The following is a 22,558-nucleotide window of genomic DNA, read 5'->3' as shown; positions in this document are numbered from 1 at the left end:
TTTACGCTGGCGGCACCGCTTTTTAGAGAATCTTTACGCCCCCGCTGCTAATCTTGAGCGTACCTCAACCACCGCTGCAAAGCCACCATGGAACCCCATTCACGCCTGCAAACGCATCAAGCCCTGCCCCACCGCCATCCCCGCCTGCCCACCTTCCTCATGCATATCACGGTCGACAAAGCCTGCCTGGCCGAGCTGCGCCAGCTGGTCGTGCGGACCTGCGGCGGCATGCTGTCATTCATGCGCGTCGAGGCAGTCGACCACGCCGAACGCATGAAAGTCTGGCTGTGCGTGACGGAACCGGCCCTGCGCCTGACCATGGATGCCGTCATGCGCCTACTGCCGGCGGCAGAATTTGGCCGCATCAGCCAGGGGAAATCGCTATGAACCAGTATGCCTGCGAACACGCGATGTCTTCCTCGCGCATCACTGCGCACTTCCAGGGCATCTGGGTGCCGATGGTCACGCCATTCCTTGATGTCGATGGCGAAATCGACTTCGACGCCGCCCAGCAACTGGCGTGCGAACTGGCCGCCAGCGGCATCGATGGCCTGGTGGTGTGCGGCACCACGGGCGAAGCGGCCATGCTGAGCGCCGCGGAACAGACCATGCTGCTCGACAGCGTGCTCGAAGCCGTCGGCCCCCGTTTCCCCGTCGTGATGGGGATCGGCGGCAGCGATACGCGCAGCGTCGTCGCCACGGTGCAGCGCTACAACGACCATCCGCTGGCCGGCCTGCTGGTCTCCGCGCCCGCGTACGTGCGCCCGTCGCAGGACGGCATCGTGCGCCACTTCCAGGCCATCGCCGCCGCCACCGACCAGTCCATCGTGCTGTACAACGTGCCGGCGCGCACGGGCGTCAATGTCGAACCGCAGACAGCCGCGCTGCTGGCGCGCGACTCGCACTTCGTCGCCATCAAGGAAGCGGGCGGCAAGCTGCAGCAACTGGGCGAACTGCTGCTCGACACGCGCCTGGACGTCCTGTGTGGCGACGATGCGCTGCTGCTGGCCAGCCTGTCCATGGGCGGCCACGGCGCCATGTCGGCCGCCGCCCAGGTCCGTCCCGATCTGTATGCGCAGCTATATCATCTGGTCAAGCAGGGCCGCCACGGCGCCGCCGGCGCCCTGTTCAAGATCATGCTACCCGTCATCCGCCTGCTGTTTGCCGAACCGAATCCCGCTCCCGTCAAAGCGGCGCTGGCCATGCAAGGCAAGGTGCGCGACGCATTGCGCCTGCCGATGACGCCCATGTCCGCCGCCGGCCAGGCCGCCCTGGCCGCGGCGCTCGAACCCCTGATGGAACTGCCCGCATGGACCGCCAGCGACAGGGATGCGCCGCGCGAAGGCTGTCTGCTGCAGCTGGTTTCCCCCGCCAACATCATGCCAGCCGTGCGCCAAGATGATCATCGCCATCACGGATGAACGCGGGGGCATGGAGAAATCCATCCTGGCCGGACGGCTGGCCGCCTCGCGCGCGCTGGCCGGACGCAAGGTATTGCTGCTCGATGCCGATCCGCGCCAGGGCGCCATGGCGCAGGCCAGGAACCTGCACGACGGCGCCATGCACGGCAGCCTGACGCGGCCGCGCCTGATGGCGCGCGCCATCAGCGCCAAGGGCTTGCAGCCGGAGCTCGAGCACCTGGTGCACTGCTACCACGACATCGTCATCGACAGCGAAGGCCGCGACTCCATGGGCAGCCGTTCGGCCCTGATCGCCGCGCGCGTGCTGGTGGTGCCGCTCGACGGTGTCGTCGATGGCGCCGCGCAGGCGGGCCTGGCGCGCCGCATCGCACACGCGCGCAGCGTCAATCCAGGCTTGCGCGTCCTGCTGGCAACGGACGCGCAAGCGGCACCCGCCCATGCGCTGGCCGCGCAGATCCCCTCCGCCCGCGTGGTGGGACTGGGGCAGCTGTACTGCGCCGTTTTCAACCTGCCAGCGTAAGTACGCAAAAAAGGCGGCGCATGCGCCGCCTCTCCTTTCAGTCAACTCAGTCCATTAAAACGTCTTGCTGACCGTCAGCTGCAGCGCCGTCTTGCCCATGAATTTGCCATTCACGGGCGAGGCATAGGCCGACTTGCCCGCGTTCGTGCCGATCACGGCCAGCGCGCCCGAAACAAAGCCGAAGTCGCGCGTGACGCCCACTTTCCAGTCCGTATAGCTCGACGCGTCGTTGTTCCTGACCTTCTGGTGGCCCGCATGCAGGTTGCCGGTCCAGCCGTTCGTCAGGTCGATGGTCGCGCCGATGTCCAGGTAGCCGCTGTTCTTGCTGTTGACGATGCCGAACAGGTTGGAGACGGCGTGCGAATATTTGACGTAGGCGGGACCATACGACAGCTGGCCGTAGACTTCCTGCGTGTCCGCGTTGGCCAGGCCGATATTCTTCAAGCCGTTGTCCGCATACACGTAGGCGAGCACGCCCACGTCATAGCCGATATCACCGGTCAACTGGCCGCGCTTGCCCGCATACAGGTCCACTTCCACGTCGCCGCTGCCGCCCGCGTCCTTGGTCCACTTGATGGTCGAGGCCCAGGCGCCCGCATACAGGCCCGTCGGGTTGTTGACGTAATCGACGCCGCCCTGCAGCGCCGGTTTCAAACGCGTCTGCGAGATGCCGCGATAGCGGTAATCGGACACGCCGGCCACATTGAAACTGACTTCATTGTCGGGCTTGACCTCATCCGCGTGGGCCAGGCTGCCCGTCAAGGCGATGAAGGGGGTGGCTAGGGCAAGTGCCAGTAGCATTTTATTCATGGTTTTTTCTTCTTCATGGGTGGTATGGGCCTTTGCCAACATGGCGCAGCTGGCCCGCCGCTGCAAAAAAATGGGTAAAGCGTCCCCCTGGCGCGCGCGGCGCCTGTTTTCCAACAGGGAAATAACAGGTGTTAGAGCGGCAGCAGCAACCGGTAGCCGACGGCCGTTTCCGTCAGCAGGTACTGCGGCTGGGCCGGGTCGGCTTCCAGCTTCTGGCGCAGGTGGCCCATGTAGATGCGCAGGTAGTGGCCGTTTTCGCTGTTCGACGGCCCCCATACTTCGCGCAACAGCTGCGGATTGGTGACCACCCTGCCCGCGTTTTTCACCAGCACCGACAGCAGGCGGAATTCCGTCGGCGTCATGTGCACCAGCTGCTTGTTGCGTGTCACCAGACGGTCCTTCAAATCGACGCGCACGTCGCCAAACTGCACCACGCCATCGTCGCTGGCGGCAGGCTGGCGCTGGCGGCGCAGGGTGGCGCGCACGCGGGCCAGCAGTTCGCCCACGCCGAAGGGCTTGGTGAGATAGTCGTCGGCGCCCGCATCGAGCGCGCGAATCTTGTCCTGCTCGTCGACCCGCGCCGACAGCACGATGATGGGCACGGCCGACCATTTGCGGATGTCGGCGATGAAATCGATGCCGTCGCCATCGGGCAAACCGAGGTCCAGCACGATCAGGTCGGGCCGGCGCGTGCCCGCATCGATCAGGCCCCGCTGCATGGTGGCCGATTCGAAAATCTGCCAGCCCTCGTCCTCCAGCGCGGCGCGCACGAAGCGGCGGATTTGCGGTTCATCCTCGACCAGCAGGGCGGTGGCGGAAGGTTCGTTCATGTTGGTTTTCCTGTTTCATGGTCGTTGGCGTCGTCGAATTCGATCTCCGGCGGCGCCGGAGGCGTGCCCAGCGGCAGGCTGAACACAATGGCGGCGCCCCGTCCCGGCGCGTGCGGCTGCGCGTGGATGGTCCCGCCGTGGGCTTCGACGATGGCGCGGCAAATGGCCAGCCCCAGCCCGACGCCCGGCTTGTTCGATTCGCGCTCGCCGCGCGTAAATTTTTCAAAGATCGCTTCCTCGCGGCCGGGCGGCAAGCCCGGTCCATCATCAGCCACCGTCACCTGCAGGAACTGGCCATGCCCCCCGGCCGCGACCGTGATGGTGCTGCCGGGCGGCGTGTACTTGGCCGCGTTTTCCAGCAGGTTGCACAGCACGCGCTCGATCAGCACAGCGTCGTAGCGCACCAGCGGCAAGTCCGGCGCCAGCTGCGTCTGCACGGCGTGTTGCTGCAATTGCGGACCGCTGGCGCGCAGCGCGCTGCCCACCACTTCCTCCAGCGCCTGCCATTGCAGGTTGAGGCGCACCTGGCCGCTTTCGATGCGCGCCATGTCCAGCAAGTTCGCCACCAGGGCGCTCATGCGCACGGTTTCGGATTGCAGCGAACGCGCCATGTCCAGCTGCGCGGGCGACAGCGCCGGTTTCGACAAGGCCAGCGATTCGGCCAGGCCCACCAGCGACGTCAAGGGCGTGCGCAAGTCGTGCGACAGGGCCGCCAGCAACGAATTGCGCAAGCGCTCGGACTCCATCTGCAACAGCGCGCCCTGGGCCACGTCGATGTAGTGCACGCGCTCGAGCGCGATGGCCGCCAGCGCGGCAAAGGTGTCAAGGTGCTGGCGCTGTTCCGGCACCAGCAGCCAGCGCCCGCGGTGCGCGCCATCGAGCGGCAGCAGTGCCAGCACGCCTCGTGTGCGCATAGGTGCGATCAGCGGCAGGTAGAAAATGGGCGAAGCGGGCAAGGTATCCGTGCCTGTCCCCGCCGCCTGCGCATGGTCGAAAGCCCACTGCGCGATGCCGATATCGAGCGGCTCGCCGCCGTTCGGGGCTTGCAAGCTGCCCTTGTCATCAGGTAAAAGCAAGGTGGCGCGCGCGCGGAAAGCGCGTTCGATGGCGCTTTTCGTGATGTCGAAAATCTGCTCTGTCTGCAGCACGCCGGACAGCTCGCGCGAGAATTCGTACAGGGCGCGGGCGCGCGCTTCGCGGTGCGAGGCCACGCGCGCCTGGAAACGCAGGCCGGCAGTCAGGTGGCCTGTGATCAGGCCCACGGCCAGCATCACGCCAAAAGTGATCACATACTGGAAATCGCCCACGGCAAACGAAAAGCGCGGCGGCACGAAGACGAAATCGAAGCAAGCCACGCCCACCAGGCTGGCCAGCGCCGCCGGCCCGCGCCCCAGGCGCACGGCCACCAGCACCACCGTCAGCAAGGACAGCATGGCGATATTGGCCAGGTCCAGATAGGGCTGCAGGGGGACGGAGGCGAGCGCCGTGGCCAGGCTGGCGCCGGCGGCCAATATGTAGCGCCAATGGCGCGAGGGCCGGCGCGGCGCTTCCGCATCTTCGCCGGCCGCGCGCCGGGGCGCCGCATCGGCAGGCGGCAAGCCCACCTCGATCAGATCGATATCGGGCGCCAGGCTGGCCATGCGCGCGGCTGGCGACGCATGCCACAGGCGCGCCAGCGCACCGGCGCGGCTACGGCCCACGATGACTTTCGAGATATTCGCGCTGCGTGCATACTCGACCACGGCGCCGGCGATATCGGCAGACGGATTGACGGCCGTGCGCGCGCCCAGGTCCTGCGCCAGTTTCAGGGTTTTCAGGATGCGCTCGCGCTGGACCGCCGGCAGGCGCTGCAAACGCGGCGTTTCCACGTACAACGCATGCCATTCCGCGTTCAGCTGGCTGGCCAGGCGCGCCGTGCTGCGGATCACGTGCTCGCCCCCCGCGTGCGGTCCCACGCAGGCCAGCAGCGCGGCCCCCGTCTTCCACACGGGATTGATCGATTTTTCGACACGATAAGCCTGCACGTCGTCCTGCACCCGGTCCGCCGTGCGGCGCAAGGCCAGTTCGCGCAGGGCGATCAGATTACCCTTGCGGAAAAAATGCTGGGACGCCCGCTCGGCCTGCTGCGGCTGATACACCTTGCCCTGTTTCAGGCGGTGCAGCAATTCATCGGCGGGGATATCGACCAGCACCACTTCATCGGCGCGGTCGAACACCGTGTCGGGCAGGGTTTCGGCCACGCGCACGCCCGTGATGCCGCCCACCACGTCGTTCAGGCTTTCCAGGTGCTGCACGTTGACGGTCGACAGCACGTCGATGCCGGCCGCCAGCAATTCCTCGACATCCTGCCAGCGCTTCGGATGGCGCGAACCGGCCACGTTCGAATGGGCCAGTTCATCCATCAGTATCAGCGCCGGCGCGCGGCGCAGCGCTTCGTCCAGGTCGAACTCGAACAAGGTCTTGCCCCGGTATTCGATGGCCTTCAGGGGCAGCACGGGCAAGCCATCAAGCTGGGCCGCCGTATCCTGGCGCCCATGCGTCTCCACCACGCCCACCAGCAAGTCCTGGCCATCGGCCAGCAATTTGCGGGCGGCGGCCAGCATCGCATAGGTCTTGCCGACGCCGGCCGAGGCGCCAAAGTAAATGCGCAGCCGGCCGCGCGCGGCTTTCTTTTCCTGCGCCTGCACTTGCGCCAGCAGGGCATCAGGGTCGGGGCGTTGGCTGTCGTTGGGGAGCATGGGCATCTTTTAATGTCAAAACCAGGGGCAAAACCGGCGGCTCTGCTCCTGCATCATCTTACTTCGCGGCCGCATCCAGCGCCAGATTCAGTTCCAGCACATTGACCCGCGGTTCGCCGAAAAAGCCGATATACGCGGTTTTCTGCACCTTGGCGATGGCGTTTTCCACCTGCGCCAGCGGCACGGCGCGCACGCGGGCCACGCGCGGCGCCTGGTACAAGGCGCCCGCCAGGCTGATTTCCGGATCCAGGCCGCTGCTCGACGCCGTCACCAGGTCGACAGGGATCGGGGTGCGATTGCCCGGATCGGCTGCCTGCAGGGCAGCGATGCGCGCCTTGACGGCGTCCACCAGGGCCGGGTTGCTCGGACCCTGATTCGAACCGCCCGAACCGGCGCCGTTATTCGCCATCGGCGCGGTGGCCGATGGCCGGCCCCAGAAGTACTTGGGCGAGGTGAAGGACTGGCCGATCAGGCTCGATCCGACAGGTTTTCCACCACGCTCGACGATGCTGCCGTTGACTTCATCGTTGAAGGCCAGCTGCCCGATACCGGCCGTGGCAAACGGATAGACGACGCCGCAGATCACGGTCAGCGCGGCAAACAGGACCAGGGCGGGACGTACGATAGTGCTCATGATGGTTCCTTTAGACTAAATTGAGTGCGGACAGCAGCATGTCGATCAGCTTGATGCCGATGAAGGGCAGGACGATGCCGCCCAGGCCGTAGATCAGCAGGTTGCGGCGCAACAGGCTGGCCGCACCGATGGCCCGGTACTGCACGCCTTTCAGCGCCAATGGAATCAGCACGACGATGATCAAGGCATTGAAGATCACGGCCGACATGATGGCCGACGCAGGGCTGGCCAGGTGCATGATGTCCAGCGCCTTCAATTGCGGATAGGTGCCCACGAAGGCGGCCGGGATGATGGCGAAGTACTTGGCGATGTCGTTCGAGATCGAGAACGTCGTCAATGAACCGCGCGTCATCAGCATCTGCTTGCCGATTTCAACGATTTCCAGCAGCTTGGTCGGGTTCGAGTCCAGGTCGACCATATTGCCCGCCTCCTTTGCCGCCTGCGTGCCCGAGTTCATGGCCACGGCCACGTCGGCCTGCGCCAGCGCCGGAGCATCGTTGGTGCCGTCGCCCGTCATCGCCACCAGGCGGCCTTCGGACTGGTAGCTGCGGATGAGTTTCAGCTTGTCTTCCGGCGTCGCTTCGGCGAGGAAATCGTCCACGCCCGCCTCGGCGGCGATGGCAGCTGCCGTCAGCTTGTTGTCACCCGTGATCATGACGGTCTTGATGCCCATGCGGCGCAGTTCCGCGAAGCGCTCCTTGATGCCGCCCTTGACGATATCCTTCAACTCCACGGCGCCCATGACGCGGCCATCATCGACCACCACCAGCGGCGTGCTGCCGCGGCGCGCGATGTCGTCGACGGCGCGCCCCACCTCGGCCGGATACGGCTGGCCCAGCGCTTCCACATACTTTTTCATGGAGTCGGCCGCGCCCTTGCGCAGCTGGCGTACCTGCTGTCCGCCCGGAATATCCACGCCGCTCATGCGCGTCTGCGCCGTGAAGGGCACGAAGGTGGCGTGCAGGCTGGCCATCTCGCGTTCGCGGATATTGAACTTCTGCTTGGCCAGCACGACGATGCTGCGCCCTTCCGGCGTTTCATCGGCCAGGGAGGCCAGTTGCGCCGCATCGGCCAGCTGCTGCTCCGTTACGCCGGGCGCCGGCACGAAGCTGGAAGCCTGGCGATTGCCCAGGGTGATGGTGCCCGTTTTATCCAGCAGCAGCACGTCCACGTCGCCGGCCGCTTCCACGGCGCGGCCCGACGTGGCGATCACATTGGCTTGCATCATGCGGCTCATGCCGGCCACGCCGATGGCGGACAACAGGCCGCCGATGGTGGTCGGGATCAGGCACACCAGCAACGCGATCAGCACGGTGATGGTCACCGGCGTGCCACTGCCGGCCGCCGCCACGGAAAACAGCGAATACGGCAGCAAGGTCACGGTGACGATCAGGAACACGATGGACAGGGCGACGAGCAGGATCGTCAGGGCGATTTCATTCGGCGTCTTCTGGCGCTTGGCGCCTTCGACCATGGCGATCATGCGGTCGATGAAGGCTTCGCCCGGATTGACGGAAACGCGCACCAGCAGCCAGTCCGACAGCACGCGGGTGCCGCCCGTCACGGCGGAAAAATCGCCGCCCGACTCGCGGATGACGGGCGCCGATTCGCCCGTGATGGCGCTCTCGTCGACGGAGGCCACGCCGGCCGTCACTTCGCCGTCTGCGGGAATGACGTCGCCCGCCTCGACCAGCACCGTCATGCCCTTGCGCAGGTCGGTGGCCGGCGTGGGCAGCCAGGAAGTGCCGTACTTCGGCGTTTGCATTTTCTTTGCCATCACCGTTTGCTTGAGGGCGCGCAGGGATGCCGCCTGCGCCTTGCTGCGGCCTTCGGCCAGCGCCTCGGCGAAGTTCGCGAACAGCACGGTAAACCACAGCCACACGGCGACGGCGACGATGAAGCCGAATGGCGCTTCACCCTGGCCATTCAGGGCCTGGATGGCCAGCAGGGTCGTGATGATGCTGCCCACGTAGACGACGAACATCACGGGGCTGCGCCACTGCGTGCGGGGGTCGAGTTTTTTGAACGCATCGACGACGGCGGGGCCGATCAGTGCGGAATCGAACAAGGTCAGGCTTGTGCGTGACATGGTAGCCTCTTATTTGATGAAAAGTTGCAGGTGTTCGACGATCGGGCCCAGGGCCAGCGCGGGAACGTAATTCAAAACGCCGACGAGCACGACAACGCCGATCAGCAAGCCGATGAACATGGGGCCGTGCGTGGGCATGGTGCCGGCATTGGCCGACAGGCGCTGCTTGGCCGCCAGCGAACCGGCCACCGCCAGCACGGGCACGATCACGCCGAAGCGGCCGAACCACATGGCGATCGCCAGCATCACGTTGTAGAACGGCGTGTTCGCGGACAGGCCGGCAAACGCGCTGCCGTTGTTGTTGGCCGCCGACGTGAAGGCGTAGAGGATTTCCGAGAAGCCGTGCGCGCCCGGATTGGCCACGCCCACCGTACCCGGTTCGACCATCACGGCGATCGCCGTGCCCGTCAATACGAGGGCTGGCGTAATCAGGATGGCCAGCGACACCATCTTCATTTCATAGGCCTGGATTTTCTTGCCCAGATATTCGGGCGTGCGGCCTATCATCAGGCCGGCGATGAAGACGGCCAGGATGGCGAACATCAGCATGCCGTACAGGCCCGTGCCCACGCCGCCGAAGATCACTTCGCCGAACTGCATCAGCAGCAGCGGCACCATACCGCCCAGGGGCATGTAGGAATCGTGCATGGAGTTGACGGCGCCGCACGATGCGGCCGTCGTCACCGCCGCGAACAGGGTCGATGAGCTGATGCCGAAGCGCGTTTCCTTGCCTTCCATATTGCCGCCCGATTGCAGGCTGCTGGCCTGCTGGTCCAGGCCCAGGCCTTGCAAGGCGGGATTGGCTTGCTGCTCGGCGCTCATCACACCGGCCGTCATGACGACAAAGATCAGGGTCATGGCGGCCAGCACGGCCCAGCCCTGGCGCAGGTCGCCCACCATGCGGCCAAAGGTGAAGCACAGGCCGGCGGGGATGATGAAGATGGCCAGCATCTGCAGGAAGTTCGACAGCACGGTGGGGTTTTCATACGGGTGCGAGGAATTGGCATTGAAGAAGCCGCCGCCATTCGTGCCCAGCAGCTTGATCGATTCCTGCGACGCGACGGGCCCCATGGCGATCGTCTGCGTGGTCGCCACCTGCGCTTCCATCACGGGCTTGCCGGCGGCATCCAGCACGGGCTGGCCGTCGGCCGTCATTTTCGGCGTTTCATACGCCACGTGGTCGAGCAGGGTCACTTCCTTGTAGGCGGAGAAATTCTGGATCATGCCTTCGCCCATGAAGACGACGGACAGGGCCAGGGACAGCGGCAGCAGGATGTACAGGGTCGAGCGCACCAGGTCGACCCAGAAATTGCCGATCGATTTACCCGAGCGCGAGGCGAAGCCGCGCACCAGCGCAAAGATCACGGCGATGCCGGTGGCCGCCGAAAAGAAGTTCTGGCATGCCATGCCCAGCATCTGCGTCAGGTAGCTCATGGTCTGTTCGCCGCCGTAGCCCTGCCAGTTGGTATTGGCGACGAAGCTGACGGTGGTATTGAACGAGGAATCGGGGCTGACGGCGCCGAGACCCTGGGGATTCAAGGGCAAGAAGCCCTGCAGGCGCTGCAGGCCGTACACGAAGACGGCGCCCACGGTATTGAAGACGATCAGGGCGATGGCATAGCTTTTCCAGCCCATGGCCTTGTCGGCGGGCAGGCCGGACCAGCGGTACAGCAGGTTTTCCAGCTTTTGCAGCCAGCCCAGGCCGCGCACGGGGCCATCGCCGGCCACCCTGGCCATATACAGGCCCAGCGGATAGCCGGCGGCCAGCAGCACGGCCAGGAAAGCCACCAATAACAATATCGATTGCGTCGTCATCACAGTTCCTCCGCCTTCAGCAGCGCGACCAGCAGGTACACGAGCAGGCCAGCCGACACGACGGCGCCCAGCACATAAAACGCGTTCATTTGACGCTCCCTAATTTGTCGCAGGCGACGGCAAAGCCGGCCGCCACGACGAAAAACACGGCAATCAAGCCGAGATACACGAGATCCATTCCCACCCTCATTCAGGTTTGTTTTGATAGTGAGCAGATTAGCCAAAAGGGTCTAAAAAATTCGTAAAGACTGGGGAGGCAGCTGTAAACAAGATGTAAAAACGGGCGCTTTACCGCATAAAATCCTTCACAATGGGCGCCAAACCACGCGCGCGGCGCACTGTTGTTGCCTTGGAGTAGCGCTATTGCTCGCGGGACAAGATAGAATGCGCGAGCGTCCGCACAAGGACGCCAAGCCTGCCGCACTGCCCTCCCCCAGTGACGCTGGACGGGATATACTGTATATTCATACAGTTATCGCCGCCGCTGTCACTGTGCCCCGCAGTGCCCTGGCCTGGCGTTCCAACCACTGTCTTTACTTAGCTTGAACACGTATGGCCACTAAAAAACCAGCATCCGACTACAGCGAATCATCCATCCGTGTCCTGAAAGGACTGGAACCCGTCAAGCAGCGCCCGGGGATGTACACCCGCACTGAAAATCCGCTGCACATCATTCAGGAAGTGATCGACAATGCCTCCGACGAGGCGCTGGGCGGTCATTGCACGCATATCGCCGTGACGCAAAACACGGATGGCAGCATCACCGTCGAAGACAATGGCCGCGGCATTCCCGTCGGCCTGCACCCGGAAGAAGGCGTGCCGACGGTGGAAATCGTGTTTACGCGGCTGCACGCGGGCGGCAAGTTCGACAAGGGTTCGGGCGGCGCCTACGCGTTCTCGGGCGGCTTGCATGGCGTCGGCGTGTCCGTCACCAATGCGCTGTCGACGCGCCTGGAAATCACCGTCTGGCGCAAGGAAAGCGACGGCAACGGCTTGCATCACATGGTGTTTGCCAACGGCGACGTGATCGAGCCCCTGAGCTCCCGCCCCGCCCCGCGCGACGGCAAGAAGTCAGGCACGCGCGTCACCGCCTGGCCCGATGCCAAATACTTTGATTCGCCGAACATTTCACAAACCGAGCTGCAACGCCTGCTGCGCTCGAAAGCCGTGCTGCTGCCGGGCGTCACCGTCACCCTCACCAACGCGAAAACCGGCGATACGCAAACCTGGCAGTACGCGGAAGGCTTGCGCGGCTACCTGACCGAAACGCTGGCGCAGGTATCGAATGGCGAAACGCTGATTCCCCTGTTCGAAGGTGCGCAGTATGCGGGGCCGGACTCGGAAGGCTTTGCCGAGGGCGAAGGCGCGGCCTGGGTCGTGGCGTGGACGGAAGAAGGCGCCATCGTGCGCGAATCGTACGTCAACCTGATTCCCACCTCGAACGGCGGCACGCACGAATCGGGCTTGCGCGACGGCCTGTTCGGCGCCGTGAAAAACTTCGTCGAAATGCACTCGTTGCTGCCGAAAGGCGTCAAATTGCTGCCGGAAGATGTGTTCGCGCGCGCCTCGTTCGTGCTGTCGGCGAAGGTGCTGGACCCGCAATTCCAGGGCCAGATCAAGGAACGCCTGAACTCGCGCGACGCCGTGCGCCTCGTCTCGACCTTCACCAAGCCGCCGCTGGAACTGTGGCTGAACCAGCACGTCGACTACGGCAAGAAGCTGGCCGAGCTGGTGATCAAGCAGGCGCAATCGCGCCAGCGCTCGCTGCAAAAAGTGGAAAAGAAAAAATCCTCGGGCGTCGCCGTCTTGCCGGGCAAGCTGACCGACTGCGAATCGTCGGACATCACGCGCAATGAACTGTTCCTCGTCGAGGGCGACTCGGCGGGCGGTTCGGCCAAGATGGGCCGCGACAAGGAATTCCAGGCAATTCTTCCCCTGCGCGGCAAGGTCTTGAATTCGTGGGAAACGGACCGCGACCGCCTGTTCGCGAATAACGAGATCCACGACATCGCGGTCGCCATCGGCGTCGATCCGCACAGCGTGGGCGACTCGCCCGACCTGTCCGGCCTTCGCTACGGCAAGATCTGCATCCTGTCCGATGCGGACGTGGACGGCTCGCACATCCAGGTACTGCTGCTGACGCTTTTCTTCAAGCACTTCCCGGCCCTGATCAACAAGGGCCACATCTGCATCGCCCGCCCGCCGTTGTATCGCGTGGATGCGCCCGCGCGCGGCAAGAAGCCGATGCAGAAGATCTATGCGCTCGACGACGGCGAACTGCTCGCCATCGAGGACAAGCTGCGCAAGGAAGGCGTGAAACAGGGCGCCTGGTCGATCTCGCGCTTCAAGGGCCTGGGCGAGATGAACGCCGAGCAGCTGTGGGAAACGACGATGAACCCGGACACGCGCCGTCTGCTGCCCGTCACGCTCGGTGAAGTCGACCACATGGCCTCGGCCTCCCGCTTCAATATGTTGATGGGCAAAGGCGAGGCGGCAGGACGCCGCGCCTGGATCGAAGAACACGGCAATGAAGCGGAGGCGGATATCTGATGATCATCGGCATCGACCTGGGCACCACCAACAGCCTGGTCGCCATCTGGCGCGACGGCAAGGCTTCCATCATCCCGAATGCGCTTGGTGAACACCTGACGCCGTCGTGCGTGAGCATCGATGACGACGGCACCGTGCTGGTGGGCCGCGCCGCGCGCGAGCGCCTGCAGACGCACCCGCAGCTGACGGCAGCCGTCTTCAAGCGCTACATGGGCAGCGAAAAGAAGATCACCCTCGGCACGCAGCAATTCCGTCCGGAAGAGCTGTCGTCGATGGTGCTGCGCGCGCTGAAGGAAGATGCCGAAGCCTTTTTAGGGCACAAGGTCGAGGAAGCCATCATTACGGTGCCCGCATATTTCAGCGATGCGCAGCGCAAGGCCACGCGCATCGCGGGACAACTGGCGGGCTTACGCGTGGAGCGGCTGCTGAATGAGCCGACGGCCGCCGCGCTGGCCTACGGCATCCGCGACAAGGAACAGGAAAGCAAATTCCTCGTCTTCGACCTGGGCGGCGGCACCTTCGACGTGTCGATCCTGGAACTGTTCGAAGGCGTGATGGAAGTGCGCGCCTCGGCTGGCGACAATTTTTTAGGGGGCGAAGACTTCGTCACCGTGCTGGTCGACGCCTTCCTGGAAGGCAGCGGCCTGCGCGACGCTGTCGGCGGCCGCCTGCTCGACCCGCGCCAGCAGCAGCTGCTGCGCGATGAAGCCGAGCGCGTCAAGCGCCTGCTGTCGGAGCAGCCGTCCGTGCGCATGGCCACGCGCTACCAGGACAAGGAATACAGCTGGGAGATCAACGAGGACAAGCTGGCGCAGCTGTGCGAACCGCTGCTGGCGCGCCTGCGCCTGCCCGTCGAACGGGCGCTGCGCGACGCCACCATCCGCGCCGCGGAATTGAATGAAGTGGTGCTGGCCGGCGGCGCCACGCGCATGCCGCTGGTGCGTAAACTCGTCTCGCGCATGTTCGGCCGCTTCCCCGCCATCCACCTGGACCCGGATGAAGCCGTGGCACTGGGAGCCGCCGTGCAGGCAGGCCTCAAGATGCGCGACTCTGCCCTCGATGAAGTGGTGATGACGGACGTGGCGCCGTACTCGCTGGGCATTTCGATTTCGCGCCAGGTCGGCGCGAACCAATATGAAGGCGGGCATTACCTGCCCATCATCGAGCGCAATTCCGTGGTGCCTGTCTCGCGCACGGAAAACATCACCACCATCTACGACAACCAGAAGGAAATCAACGTGGCGATCTTCCAGGGCGAGTCGCGCCTGGTGGCCGACAACGTCTTCCTCGGCAAGATCAGCTTCCCGATACCCGCGAAAAAGGCGGGCGAGATCGGCATCGACGTGCGCTTCACCTATGACGTCAGCGGCGTGCTGGAAGCGGAAGTGACGGTGCTGGCCACGCAGGAAAAGCACAAGATGGTCATCAGCGACAATGCGGGCGTGATGACGCCGGAACAGATCGAGCAGCGCTTTGCGGAACTGGCCGACCTAAAGATCCACCCGCGCGAACAGATGGAAAACCGCACCCTGGTCACGCGCGCCGACCGATTGTACGAACAGTCGCTGGGCGACGTGCGCCAGTACCTGGCGGCGCACACGGCCAATTTCCAGGCGGCGCTGGAAACGCAGGACCCGAGCACCATCCGCAAGGCGCGCCAGGCGCTCGACGAGGTGTTGCGCCAGGTCGAGAGCGAGAGCTTCCTGTAAATGGACGGCGGCATGCACAACGGGCAGCGCAGCCTGTGGGAGATCCTGGACACGGAGCCGACGGGCGACGAGCGCGCCCTCAAGCGCGCGTATGCGAAGCGCCTGAAGGTGACGCGTCCCGAAGACGATCCGGCCGCCTTCCAGGAGCTGCGCGAAGCGTATGAATACGCGCTGCGCCATGCGCACCTGTTTGCCGAGGAATTTCCGGAACCGCAAGCGGCCGAAGCGGCAGCGACGGAAACGCCAGAAGCGCCGCCCATGGGACCGGCCGACCTGTGGGGCGTCATCGACGAGGCGGTGCAGGAAGCGCCTGCGGAACTGTGGGGCATCATCGCCCAGGAACAGCCCCCTCCCCCGGAACAATGGGGCGTGGTCGCCATCGACCCGGCGCAGGAAGCGGCCAACCTGTGGCAAGGCTGCCTGGTGCTGACGCAGCATGCGCATGCCGGCGACGTGCTGGCCCGCATGCTGCAGGACGACGCCATGCTGAACCTTGACGTGCGCGAGGAATTCGACCTGTGCGCGCTGCGCTATTGCGCCAGCGCCGGCTATGACCTGGCGCTGCGCCAGGCCCTGTTCGAGCAGCTGGGCTGGGACCGCGACTTTTCCTACCTGGCGCGCAGCCATGCGGACCTGGTGCGCGGCGCCGTGCAGCGCTTCCGGGCAGACCGCTCATTCGCCCATTTCAGCGACAACCGCGACAGCTACCCCGGCCTGGACTGCATCATGTCGCAGCAGCCGCCAAGCGCCTACGCGCGCCAGCTGTTCGACCAAAAATTCACGCTGCAGCTGCGCGAACTGCTGCACGCGATACGCTGGCAGCACAGCGAGATGCTGGCCTGCAAGCTCGATACAGACCTGTTCGAGCAGTGGGAACACGTCGTCCATGCCAAACGCTACTTCAAGCAGACGGCACTGGCCTCGGGCGGCCTGGGTTTCGTGCTGCACTTCATGCTCGCGGGTGTGCTCGATGCAGCCGGCTTCAAGCTCGGCGACACGGCTGCCTATGCCAGCCTGCTGGGCTTCCAGGCGCTCGCCTTTTCCCTGCTGGCCATGCATGCCTTGCGCTGGCCGGCGCCCCTGTTCGCGCGCCTGGAAGCGCTGCAGGAAACGTTGCAGGAACGCCTGCCCGTGCTGTGGCAACGGCCCGGCTTGCGGCAACTGAGCTGGATCGCGCCCTACCTCGTGCTGGCCTTGCTGCTGTTCCTGCCAGAACGCGGCGAGACCATGCGCCTCGTCACGGCGGCCGGCCTGTGCGCGTCGGCCCTGCTCGCGTATGCGATGAACCGCCAGCTATTGCATGGCATGCTGCTGTTCCTGTGTCTGGGCCTGTCGCTATTCGCGGCCATGTTCATGAGCGGCAGGGGCCAGTCGGCGCTGGCCATCGGCGATGCCATGCCATTGATGTTTTGCCTGGCGGCGCTGGCCCTGCGCAGCGCCACCGGTCTGTATGGCGATTGCGGCTGGCCAGAGGCGCTCTTGCCCCGCCTGCGCGCGGCATGGCTGATCGGCTGCGCGGGCTTGCTGCTGCAACTGTATTTGCAACTGCTGCCGGCCGCCTTCGTCGGCGCCGCGCTGTATGTCTGGTCGTGTGCCGGCTTGCTGTTTTCCCCCAGCGATTTCAAATGGAAGACGATCTGGCCGGTGGTGCTGGTGCCGTCCATCGCCACTTTCGTGCTGGCCAGCCAAGCCCCGGCCATCCGCGCCATGCCGATGATGCATAACAGCGTCGAACTGGCCCTGGCCGTGCTCTATTTGACCTTGCGCTACATGTATCTGACGTACGGCAAGTCCTTTTCCAAATCCGGGCTGTCATAATCAGCTCCACGAATTCAACCGCAACCACTTAACACCGAAACAAGCGCCATGTCCACACAAACCAATTTATTTGACGATGCCCAGCCTGAGCCGATCGAGCCGGATGAACCGGTATTCGACGGCGAAGCGCTGACCCTGTCCACCTTCGCCGAGCGCGCCTATCTCGACTACGCCATCTCCGTCGTCAAGGGCCGCGCCCTGCCCGACGTGTGCGACGGACAGAAGCCCGTACAGCGCCGCATCCTGTATGCGATGAATGAGCTGGGCTTGAATTCCACGGCGAAGCCGCGCAAATCGGCGGCCGTGGTCGGCGATGTGCTCGGTAAATTGCATCCGCACGGCGACCAGTCCGTATACGACGCGCTGGTGCGCATGGCGCAGGATTTCTCGCTGCGCTACCCGCTGATCGATGGCCAGGGCAACTTCGGCTCGCGCGATGGCGATGGCGCGGCGGCCATGCGTTACACGGAAGCGCGCCTGACGCCGATCGCCAAGCTGCTGATGGATGAAATCGGCATGGGCACGGTGGATTTCCAGCCCAACTACGACGGTTCGACGGAAGAACCGAAGCTGCTGCCGGCGCGCCTGCCGATGGTGCTGCTCAATGGCGCCTCCGGTATCGCCGTGGGCCTGGCGACGGAAATCCCGTCGCACAACCTGGCGGAAGTGGCCAAGGCGGCTGTCGCCATGATCCGCGATCCGAAGATGACGCACGCCGAGCTGATGGCCATCATTCCCGGCCCCGACTTCCCCGGCGGCGGCCAGATCATCACCCCGCCATCGCAAATCCAGGACATGTATGCGAGCGGCCGTGGCAGCATGAAGGTGCGCGCGCGCTGGAAGATCGAAGAGCTGGCGCGCGGCCAGTGGCAAGCCGTCGTGACGGAACTGCCGCCCGGTACCTCGTCGCAAAAGGTGCTGGAAGAAATCGAGGAATTGACGAATCCGAAGATCAAGCTGGGCAAGAAGGCGCTGTCGCCGGACCAGGTGGCCCTGAAGGCGCTGATCCTCAATTCGCTCGACACCATCCGCGACGAATCGGGCCGCGCCGCGCCCGTGCGCCTGGTGTTCGAACCGAAGTCGAAGAACCAGGACCAGACGGAATTCATGCTGATGCTGCTGGCGCATACGTCGCTGGAATCGTCGACCTCGATCAACCTGGTGATGATCGGCGGCGATGGCCGTCCGCGCCAGAAAGGCCTGGGCGACATCCTGCGCGAGTGGATCGATTTCCGCTTCGAGACCGTCACGCGCCGCACCGGCTACAAACTGGGCAAGGTCAAGGACCGCATCCATATCCTGGAAGGGCGCGAAGCGATCCTGCTCAATATCGACAAGGTGATCCAGATCATCCGCAATTCGGATGAGCCGAAGGCGGCCCTGATCGACGCGTTCAAACTGTCCGAACGCCAAGCTGACGATATCCTGGAAATCCGCCTGCGCCAGCTGGCGCGCCTGGAAACGATCAAGATCCAGCAGGAACTGGCCGAGCTGCGCAAGGAAGAAAAATCGCTGCAAGACCTGCTCGACAACCCGGGATCGATGAAGCGCGCCATCATCCGCGAAATCGAAGCGGACGCCAAGCAGTTCGGCGACGCGCGCCGCACCCTGATCGAGGAAGCGCAGAAAGCCGTGGCCGAACAGAAGGTGGTCGATGAACCCGTCACCGTCATCATTTCGGAAAAAGGCTGGGTGCGCGCGCGCACCGGCATCGGCCACGATGCGGCGCAGTTCACCTTCAAGGCCGGAGACAGCCTGCATGGCGCCTTCGAGTGCCGCACGGTCGATACCCTGCTGGGCTTTGGCAACAACGGCAAGATTTACTCGGTTCCCGTCTCGGCCCTGCCCAACGCGCGCGGCGACGGCGTGCCGATCACGACCTTGTGCGACCTGAGCGGCGGCACGCCCGGCAACGCCGTGCGCATCCTCCATTACTTTGCGGGCAATGGCGCCACCAACTTGCTGCTGGCGTCGAGCGCCGGCTACGGCTTCATCGCCAAGGCAGGCGACATGACGAGCCGCCTGAAAGGCGGCAAGGCCTTCATCACCCTGGACGACGGTGACGTGCCTCTGGCGCCCAAAGTCATTCCCGAGGCGGCCAGCGCCCTGGCTTGCCTGACGGAAGGCGCGCGCCTGCTGGTGTTCGGCCTCGATGAAATGAAAACCCTGTCCAAGGGCGGCACGGGCGTCAAGCTGATCGACCTCGATGCCAAAGACAAGCTGCTGGCCGTGCAGCCGATCACCCAGCGCGGCGTGGTGGTCTCGGGTATCGGCCGGGCATCGAAACCGCAGGATGCATCGCTGGGCGCCACGGCCCTGGCCGAACACTTCGGCAAGCGCGCGAAGAAGGGCAAGGCGCTGGCGGCCAAGCTGAAACCGGTATCCATGGCGGCCATCGGCTGACCGCCATCAAGTTATATGAAAAGACAGGTTCGCCTGTCTTTTTTTTGCCCGTCACCGCGTCGCGGCCGCAGAGAAAATAGTTGTACAGATAATTTTACAGATACGTCCCGCGCTCCCGTTATCCCTGCAGGCATGCCACCGGCATGCTGCCCACGGAGAGGAGAACAGCGATGACAAACAACGTTTCAGGCAAGCGGCCATGCAGCGCCTGACCCCGGCCGAACGGCTGGTGGCGGCGATGGCGGCCGAAGGCTTGCCGTATAAAAGCATCGCCAGGGAACTGGGCAAGTCGCCGGCCACCGTGCGCAACCAGCTGCATGCGATTTACCAGAAACTGGGCGTGGGCAACCGCACGGCGCTCGCCTGCAAACTGCGGGATCATCCTTGATGCCGCGCCAGGCGCAGCACGTCGGGCGTCGCTTCGACGATGTCGATCACCTCCTGCGCCCCGGCGGCGTCACTGAGCGCATAGCGTCCCATGCCCAGGGGGTGCAGCCGGGTAACGGGGCCGGCGCGGGGACGGTCATCGGGGCCGGGCGCCATGGACGTCAAGGTCGCCTCCTCTGGCGCCATGGCGCCGGCGGGCGCGCCGAACTCCAGCACCTTGCGCCCCTTGCGGCTGGGAGGAAAGGCGAACGTGGCCGTGGGCCGGTACACCTCGATACCATCCGCATCCTCCTCGAAGGAATGCGTCCAGCTACCGCTGGGCAAAGCCATCGTCATGCCGTGCATGCCGCCTCCCGTTGAACAGATTGTCATCAGAAACACGATACCACGCCGCCGAGGCTTTCATAGCCGCTCACGGAAGGCGACCAGGCCGTGCCATTCCACGCCTTGTGGAACAGGGCACCATTCGTGCCCGTGACAAACACGTCGAGGCGGTTCGCCGCCCACGCCGTGGCGCGCGGACGCGAGGTGCAGATACCGCCCAGGTTTTCAAACCCCGTCAAGGAAGGCGACCAGGCGGATCCATTCCACGCCTTGTGGTACAGGGCGCTGTCCGTGCCGATGACGAAGACATCGAGCCGGTTGGGCGCCCACGACACGGCTTCCACTTCGCCCACGCAGATGCCGCCCAGGCGTTCGAAGCCGTCGTTGGACGGCCCCCATTTCGCGCCATCCCACCACTTGTGGTACAGCGCGCCATCGGTGCCCGTGACGAAGACGTCGAGGCGATTCGGCCCCCACGCCACCGCCTTCGGCGACGAGGTGCAGATGCCGCCCAGGCGTTCATAGCCCGTCAGCGACGGTCCCCAGGCCGTGCCGTTCCACCACTTGTGGTACAGGGCCCGGTCCGTGCCGATGACGAAGACATCGAGGCGGTTCGCCCCCCACGCCACGGCTTCCGGCTGGCCCAGACAGATGCCGCCCATGGCTTCGTAGCCCGTCAGCGACGGTCCCCAGGCCGTGCCATTCCACCACTTGTGATACAGGGCCCGGTCCGTGCCGACGACAAACACGTCGAGGCGGTTCGGCCCCCAGGCCACGGCGCGCGGGTCGCCCACGCACAAGCCGCCCATCGCTTCATAGCCGGTCAGCGACGGTCCCCAGGCCGTGCCGTTCCACCATTTGTGGAACAGGCCGCTGTCGGTGCCCGTGACGAACACGTCGAGCCGGTTCGGCGCCCACGACACCACCTGCGGCGCACTGGTGCAGATGCCGCCCTGCCCTTCATAGCCGGTGACGGACGGCGCCCAGGCCGAGCCATTCCAGGCCTTGTGGTACAGCGCGCGGTCCGTGCCCAGCACGAAGACGTCGAGGCGGTTCGCGCCCCAGGCCACGACGGGAGAAGAGCTCTGGCGCGGCGTGGCGCCCGTGCCGCCCGTCCCCGTGCCGATGCTGGCGCGCGGACCATCGAGGCAAGCCTGCATGCGCGCCACCTGGCCCGCCGTGAACATGAACATGGCGGGATCGTCGACATAATCCATGTAGTTCATGAACATGTCGCCATTCGGCCCATTGCTGCAGGAAACGTGGGGGAACGAAGGCTGGCCCGTGTTCGGCCCGCCCTGGTTCGGCGTATCGGCTACATTGTCCGTGCCCGAGCACCCGGTGCCGTCGTCTCCCCAGATATGGTTCAGGTTCAGCCAGTGGCCGATTTCATGCGTGGCCGTGCGCCCCAGGTGGAACGGCGGCGCGGCCGTGCCGCTCGTGCCAAACGCCGATTGCAGGATCACCACGCCGTCGGTGGCGGCCGGGCCGCCGGGAAACTGCGCGTAGCCCAGCAGACCGCCACCGAGCTGGCACACCCAGATATTCAGGTAGCTGTCGGCCGGCCAGGCATCCATGCCGCCCGTCGCCTGCGACTTGACGGCATCGTCCGCGCCAAACGAGGCCACCGTCGTCTGGCGCCGCTCGATGCCGCTGGTGGCCGCGCCATGCGGATCGGTCGTGGCCAGCGCAAACTCGACGCGCGCATCGGCCGTCAGGGGCAAAAATGGCGCCGGCGTGCTGTTCACATCCGGGTTGACGTGCCGGAAGTCGCGATTGAGGACATCGATCTGGCTGGCGATCTGCGCATCCGAAATATTCTGCGCGGCCGTATTCCACACCACGTGCACCACCACCGGTATCTGCGTCACACCGGAACGTCCGGCAATGCTGCTGTCGCCCTCGTAGAGTCCGGCCAGGTTTTCTATATCGGCGCGCACGTTCGCATAGGATGGATCTTCGGTCAGCAGGCGGCGATGCACGTCCATCGTGGCGCAGGTGCGCGTCTGCGGCGTACCGCCACCCTGCCCCCCGTCGCCACCGTTGCCACCGCCACCATCGCCGCCCATGCCGCCGCCACCGATCTGCATGCAGCTGGTGCCCGCCATGCCTTGCGGCGCCTGCTGCATGCCGCCGCCCGGCATGGCGCCGGCATCCACGGCGGCCACGCCCTGGGCGAGCGCCGTCTGGTCGGCATACGACACGCCCAGGCGCGGCCCCGGCATGGCGTCGCCACCCGTCGCATCAGCATCGGCCTGCATGTCGCCTTCGACCGGCATCGCCTGCATGGAAGACATGGCGGACATGCCTTCAGCCGAACCGGTGGCCGGTGTTTTTTTCGTTTTAGCGGTGCTCATGATGTCTCCCTTCGTCTGTTTGCCAGATCACTATGGCACGGCGAAAAGAGGAGCATTTGCGGCAGATCAAGACTGGCAAGCGACGCCAGGGAAAAGTGGCGGACGAAAAAAAAGACAGCCGAAGCTGTCTTTGGGGTTTGCGGGCCGTGGCCC

At 64.9% G+C, this 22,558-nt stretch carries 17 protein-coding genes; 8 read left to right on the top strand and 9 right to left on the bottom strand.

Going from position 1 to position 22,558, the window contains the following annotated elements; translation table 11 throughout:
- Nucleotides 1–87 precede the first annotated feature (87 nt).
- The 3 genes from OX460_RS24865 to OX460_RS24855 are packed head-to-tail and all read left to right on the top strand — an operon-like array spanning nt 88 to nt 1,941.
- A complete protein-coding gene (locus OX460_RS24865) occupies nt 88–387 on the top strand; it encodes a hypothetical protein (protein ID WP_289900272.1) in 300 nt (99 codons plus the stop codon).
- Nucleotides 384–1,421: a 4-hydroxy-tetrahydrodipicolinate synthase gene (gene dapA, locus OX460_RS24860; protein WP_289900271.1), complete on the top strand. Its 1,038-nt coding sequence runs from the start codon at nt 384–386 to the stop codon at nt 1,419–1,421. The genes OX460_RS24865 and dapA overlap by 4 nt, the downstream gene beginning before the upstream one ends.
- Nucleotides 1,422–1,431: 10 nt before the next feature.
- On the top strand, nt 1,432–1,941 hold the full coding sequence (locus OX460_RS24855; protein WP_289900270.1) for a cobyrinic acid ac-diamide synthase: 510 nt from the start codon (nt 1,432–1,434) through the stop codon (nt 1,939–1,941).
- A 54-nt stretch (nt 1,942–1,995) separates the two neighbouring features.
- Here OX460_RS24855 and OX460_RS24850 read toward each other — a convergent pair whose 3' ends face one another.
- The 7 genes from OX460_RS24850 to kdpF all read right to left on the bottom strand — a co-directional run bounded on the left by OX460_RS24850 (nt 1,996) and on the right by kdpF (nt 10,946).
- Nucleotides 1,996–2,751 (bottom strand): TorF family putative porin, encoded by a 756-nt coding sequence (locus OX460_RS24850; RefSeq protein WP_289900269.1) that lies wholly within the window; start codon nt 2,749–2,751, stop codon nt 1,996–1,998.
- A gap of 131 nt (nt 2,752–2,882) precedes the next feature.
- Nucleotides 2,883–3,581 (bottom strand): two-component system response regulator KdpE, encoded by a 699-nt coding sequence (gene kdpE / locus OX460_RS24845; protein WP_034746496.1) that lies wholly within the window; start codon nt 3,579–3,581, stop codon nt 2,883–2,885.
- Nucleotides 3,578–6,319, bottom strand: a complete 2,742-nt coding sequence (locus OX460_RS24840) for a DUF4118 domain-containing protein (RefSeq protein ID WP_289900268.1) — start codon at nt 6,317–6,319, stop codon at nt 3,578–3,580. Before OX460_RS24840 ends, kdpE begins: the two co-directional genes overlap by 4 nt.
- Nucleotides 6,320–6,377: 58 nt before the next feature.
- Nucleotides 6,378–6,953 carry a potassium-transporting ATPase subunit KdpC gene (gene kdpC / locus OX460_RS24835; protein ID WP_289900267.1) on the bottom strand — a complete coding sequence of 192 codons (576 nt, stop codon included), beginning with the start codon at nt 6,951–6,953 and terminating at the stop codon, nt 6,378–6,380.
- Between the two features lie 10 nt (nt 6,954–6,963).
- Nucleotides 6,964–9,042, bottom strand: a complete 2,079-nt coding sequence (gene kdpB, locus OX460_RS24830; protein ID WP_099666494.1) for a potassium-transporting ATPase subunit KdpB — start codon at nt 9,040–9,042, stop codon at nt 6,964–6,966.
- Nucleotides 9,043–9,051: 9 nt separating this feature from the next.
- On the bottom strand, nt 9,052–10,857 hold the full coding sequence (kdpA, locus tag OX460_RS24825) for a potassium-transporting ATPase subunit KdpA (RefSeq protein WP_251350245.1): 1,806 nt from the start codon (nt 10,855–10,857) through the stop codon (nt 9,052–9,054).
- Nucleotides 10,857–10,946, bottom strand: a complete 90-nt coding sequence (gene kdpF, locus OX460_RS24820) for a K(+)-transporting ATPase subunit F (protein ID WP_034746483.1) — start codon at nt 10,944–10,946, stop codon at nt 10,857–10,859. Before kdpF ends, kdpA begins: the two co-directional genes overlap by 1 nt.
- A 463-nt stretch (nt 10,947–11,409) precedes the next feature.
- On the opposite strand from kdpF, the gene OX460_RS24815 reads away from it, so the two are divergent.
- The 5 genes from OX460_RS24815 to OX460_RS24795 all read left to right on the top strand — a co-directional run bounded on the left by OX460_RS24815 (nt 11,410) and on the right by OX460_RS24795 (nt 19,725).
- Nucleotides 11,410–13,407: a DNA topoisomerase IV subunit B gene (locus tag OX460_RS24815; protein WP_077408539.1), complete on the top strand. Its 1,998-nt coding sequence runs from the start codon at nt 11,410–11,412 to the stop codon at nt 13,405–13,407.
- The gene (locus OX460_RS24810) at nt 13,407–15,116 is read left to right on the top strand and encodes a molecular chaperone HscC (protein ID WP_289900266.1); all 1,710 of its coding nucleotides are present in this window, start codon (nt 13,407–13,409) and stop codon (nt 15,114–15,116) included. The genes OX460_RS24815 and OX460_RS24810 overlap by 1 nt, the downstream gene beginning before the upstream one ends.
- Before the next feature lie 12 nt (nt 15,117–15,128).
- Nucleotides 15,129–16,934 carry a J domain-containing protein gene (locus OX460_RS24805; RefSeq protein WP_289900265.1) on the top strand — a complete coding sequence of 602 codons (1,806 nt, stop codon included), beginning with the start codon at nt 15,129–15,131 and terminating at the stop codon, nt 16,932–16,934.
- A gap of 48 nt (nt 16,935–16,982) precedes the next feature.
- Complete coding sequence (gene parC / locus OX460_RS24800) at nt 16,983–19,337, top strand: DNA topoisomerase IV subunit A (RefSeq protein WP_289900264.1); 2,355 nt, start codon at nt 16,983–16,985, stop codon at nt 19,335–19,337.
- Nucleotides 19,338–19,536: 199 nt separating this feature from the next.
- Nucleotides 19,537–19,725: a LuxR C-terminal-related transcriptional regulator gene (locus tag OX460_RS24795; RefSeq protein ID WP_289900263.1), complete on the top strand. Its 189-nt coding sequence runs from the start codon at nt 19,537–19,539 to the stop codon at nt 19,723–19,725.
- Here the strand turns inward: OX460_RS24795 and OX460_RS24790 are convergent.
- Nucleotides 19,716–20,069: a hypothetical protein gene (locus OX460_RS24790; protein WP_289900262.1), complete on the bottom strand. Its 354-nt coding sequence runs from the start codon at nt 20,067–20,069 to the stop codon at nt 19,716–19,718. The genes OX460_RS24795 and OX460_RS24790 overlap by 10 nt on opposite strands.
- Nucleotides 20,070–20,095: 26 nt before the next feature.
- Nucleotides 20,096–22,405, bottom strand: a complete 2,310-nt coding sequence (locus tag OX460_RS24785) for a M43 family zinc metalloprotease (protein ID WP_289900261.1) — start codon at nt 22,403–22,405, stop codon at nt 20,096–20,098.
- Between the last annotated feature and the right edge of the window lie 153 nt (nt 22,406–22,558).

The sequence above is a fragment of the Janthinobacterium sp. SUN033 genome, from assembly GCF_030397595.1.
In the GTDB taxonomy this organism is placed as follows: domain Bacteria; phylum Pseudomonadota; class Gammaproteobacteria; order Burkholderiales; family Burkholderiaceae_D; genus Janthinobacterium; species Janthinobacterium kumbetense.
This window is presented reverse-complemented; position numbering and strand designations above follow the sequence as displayed.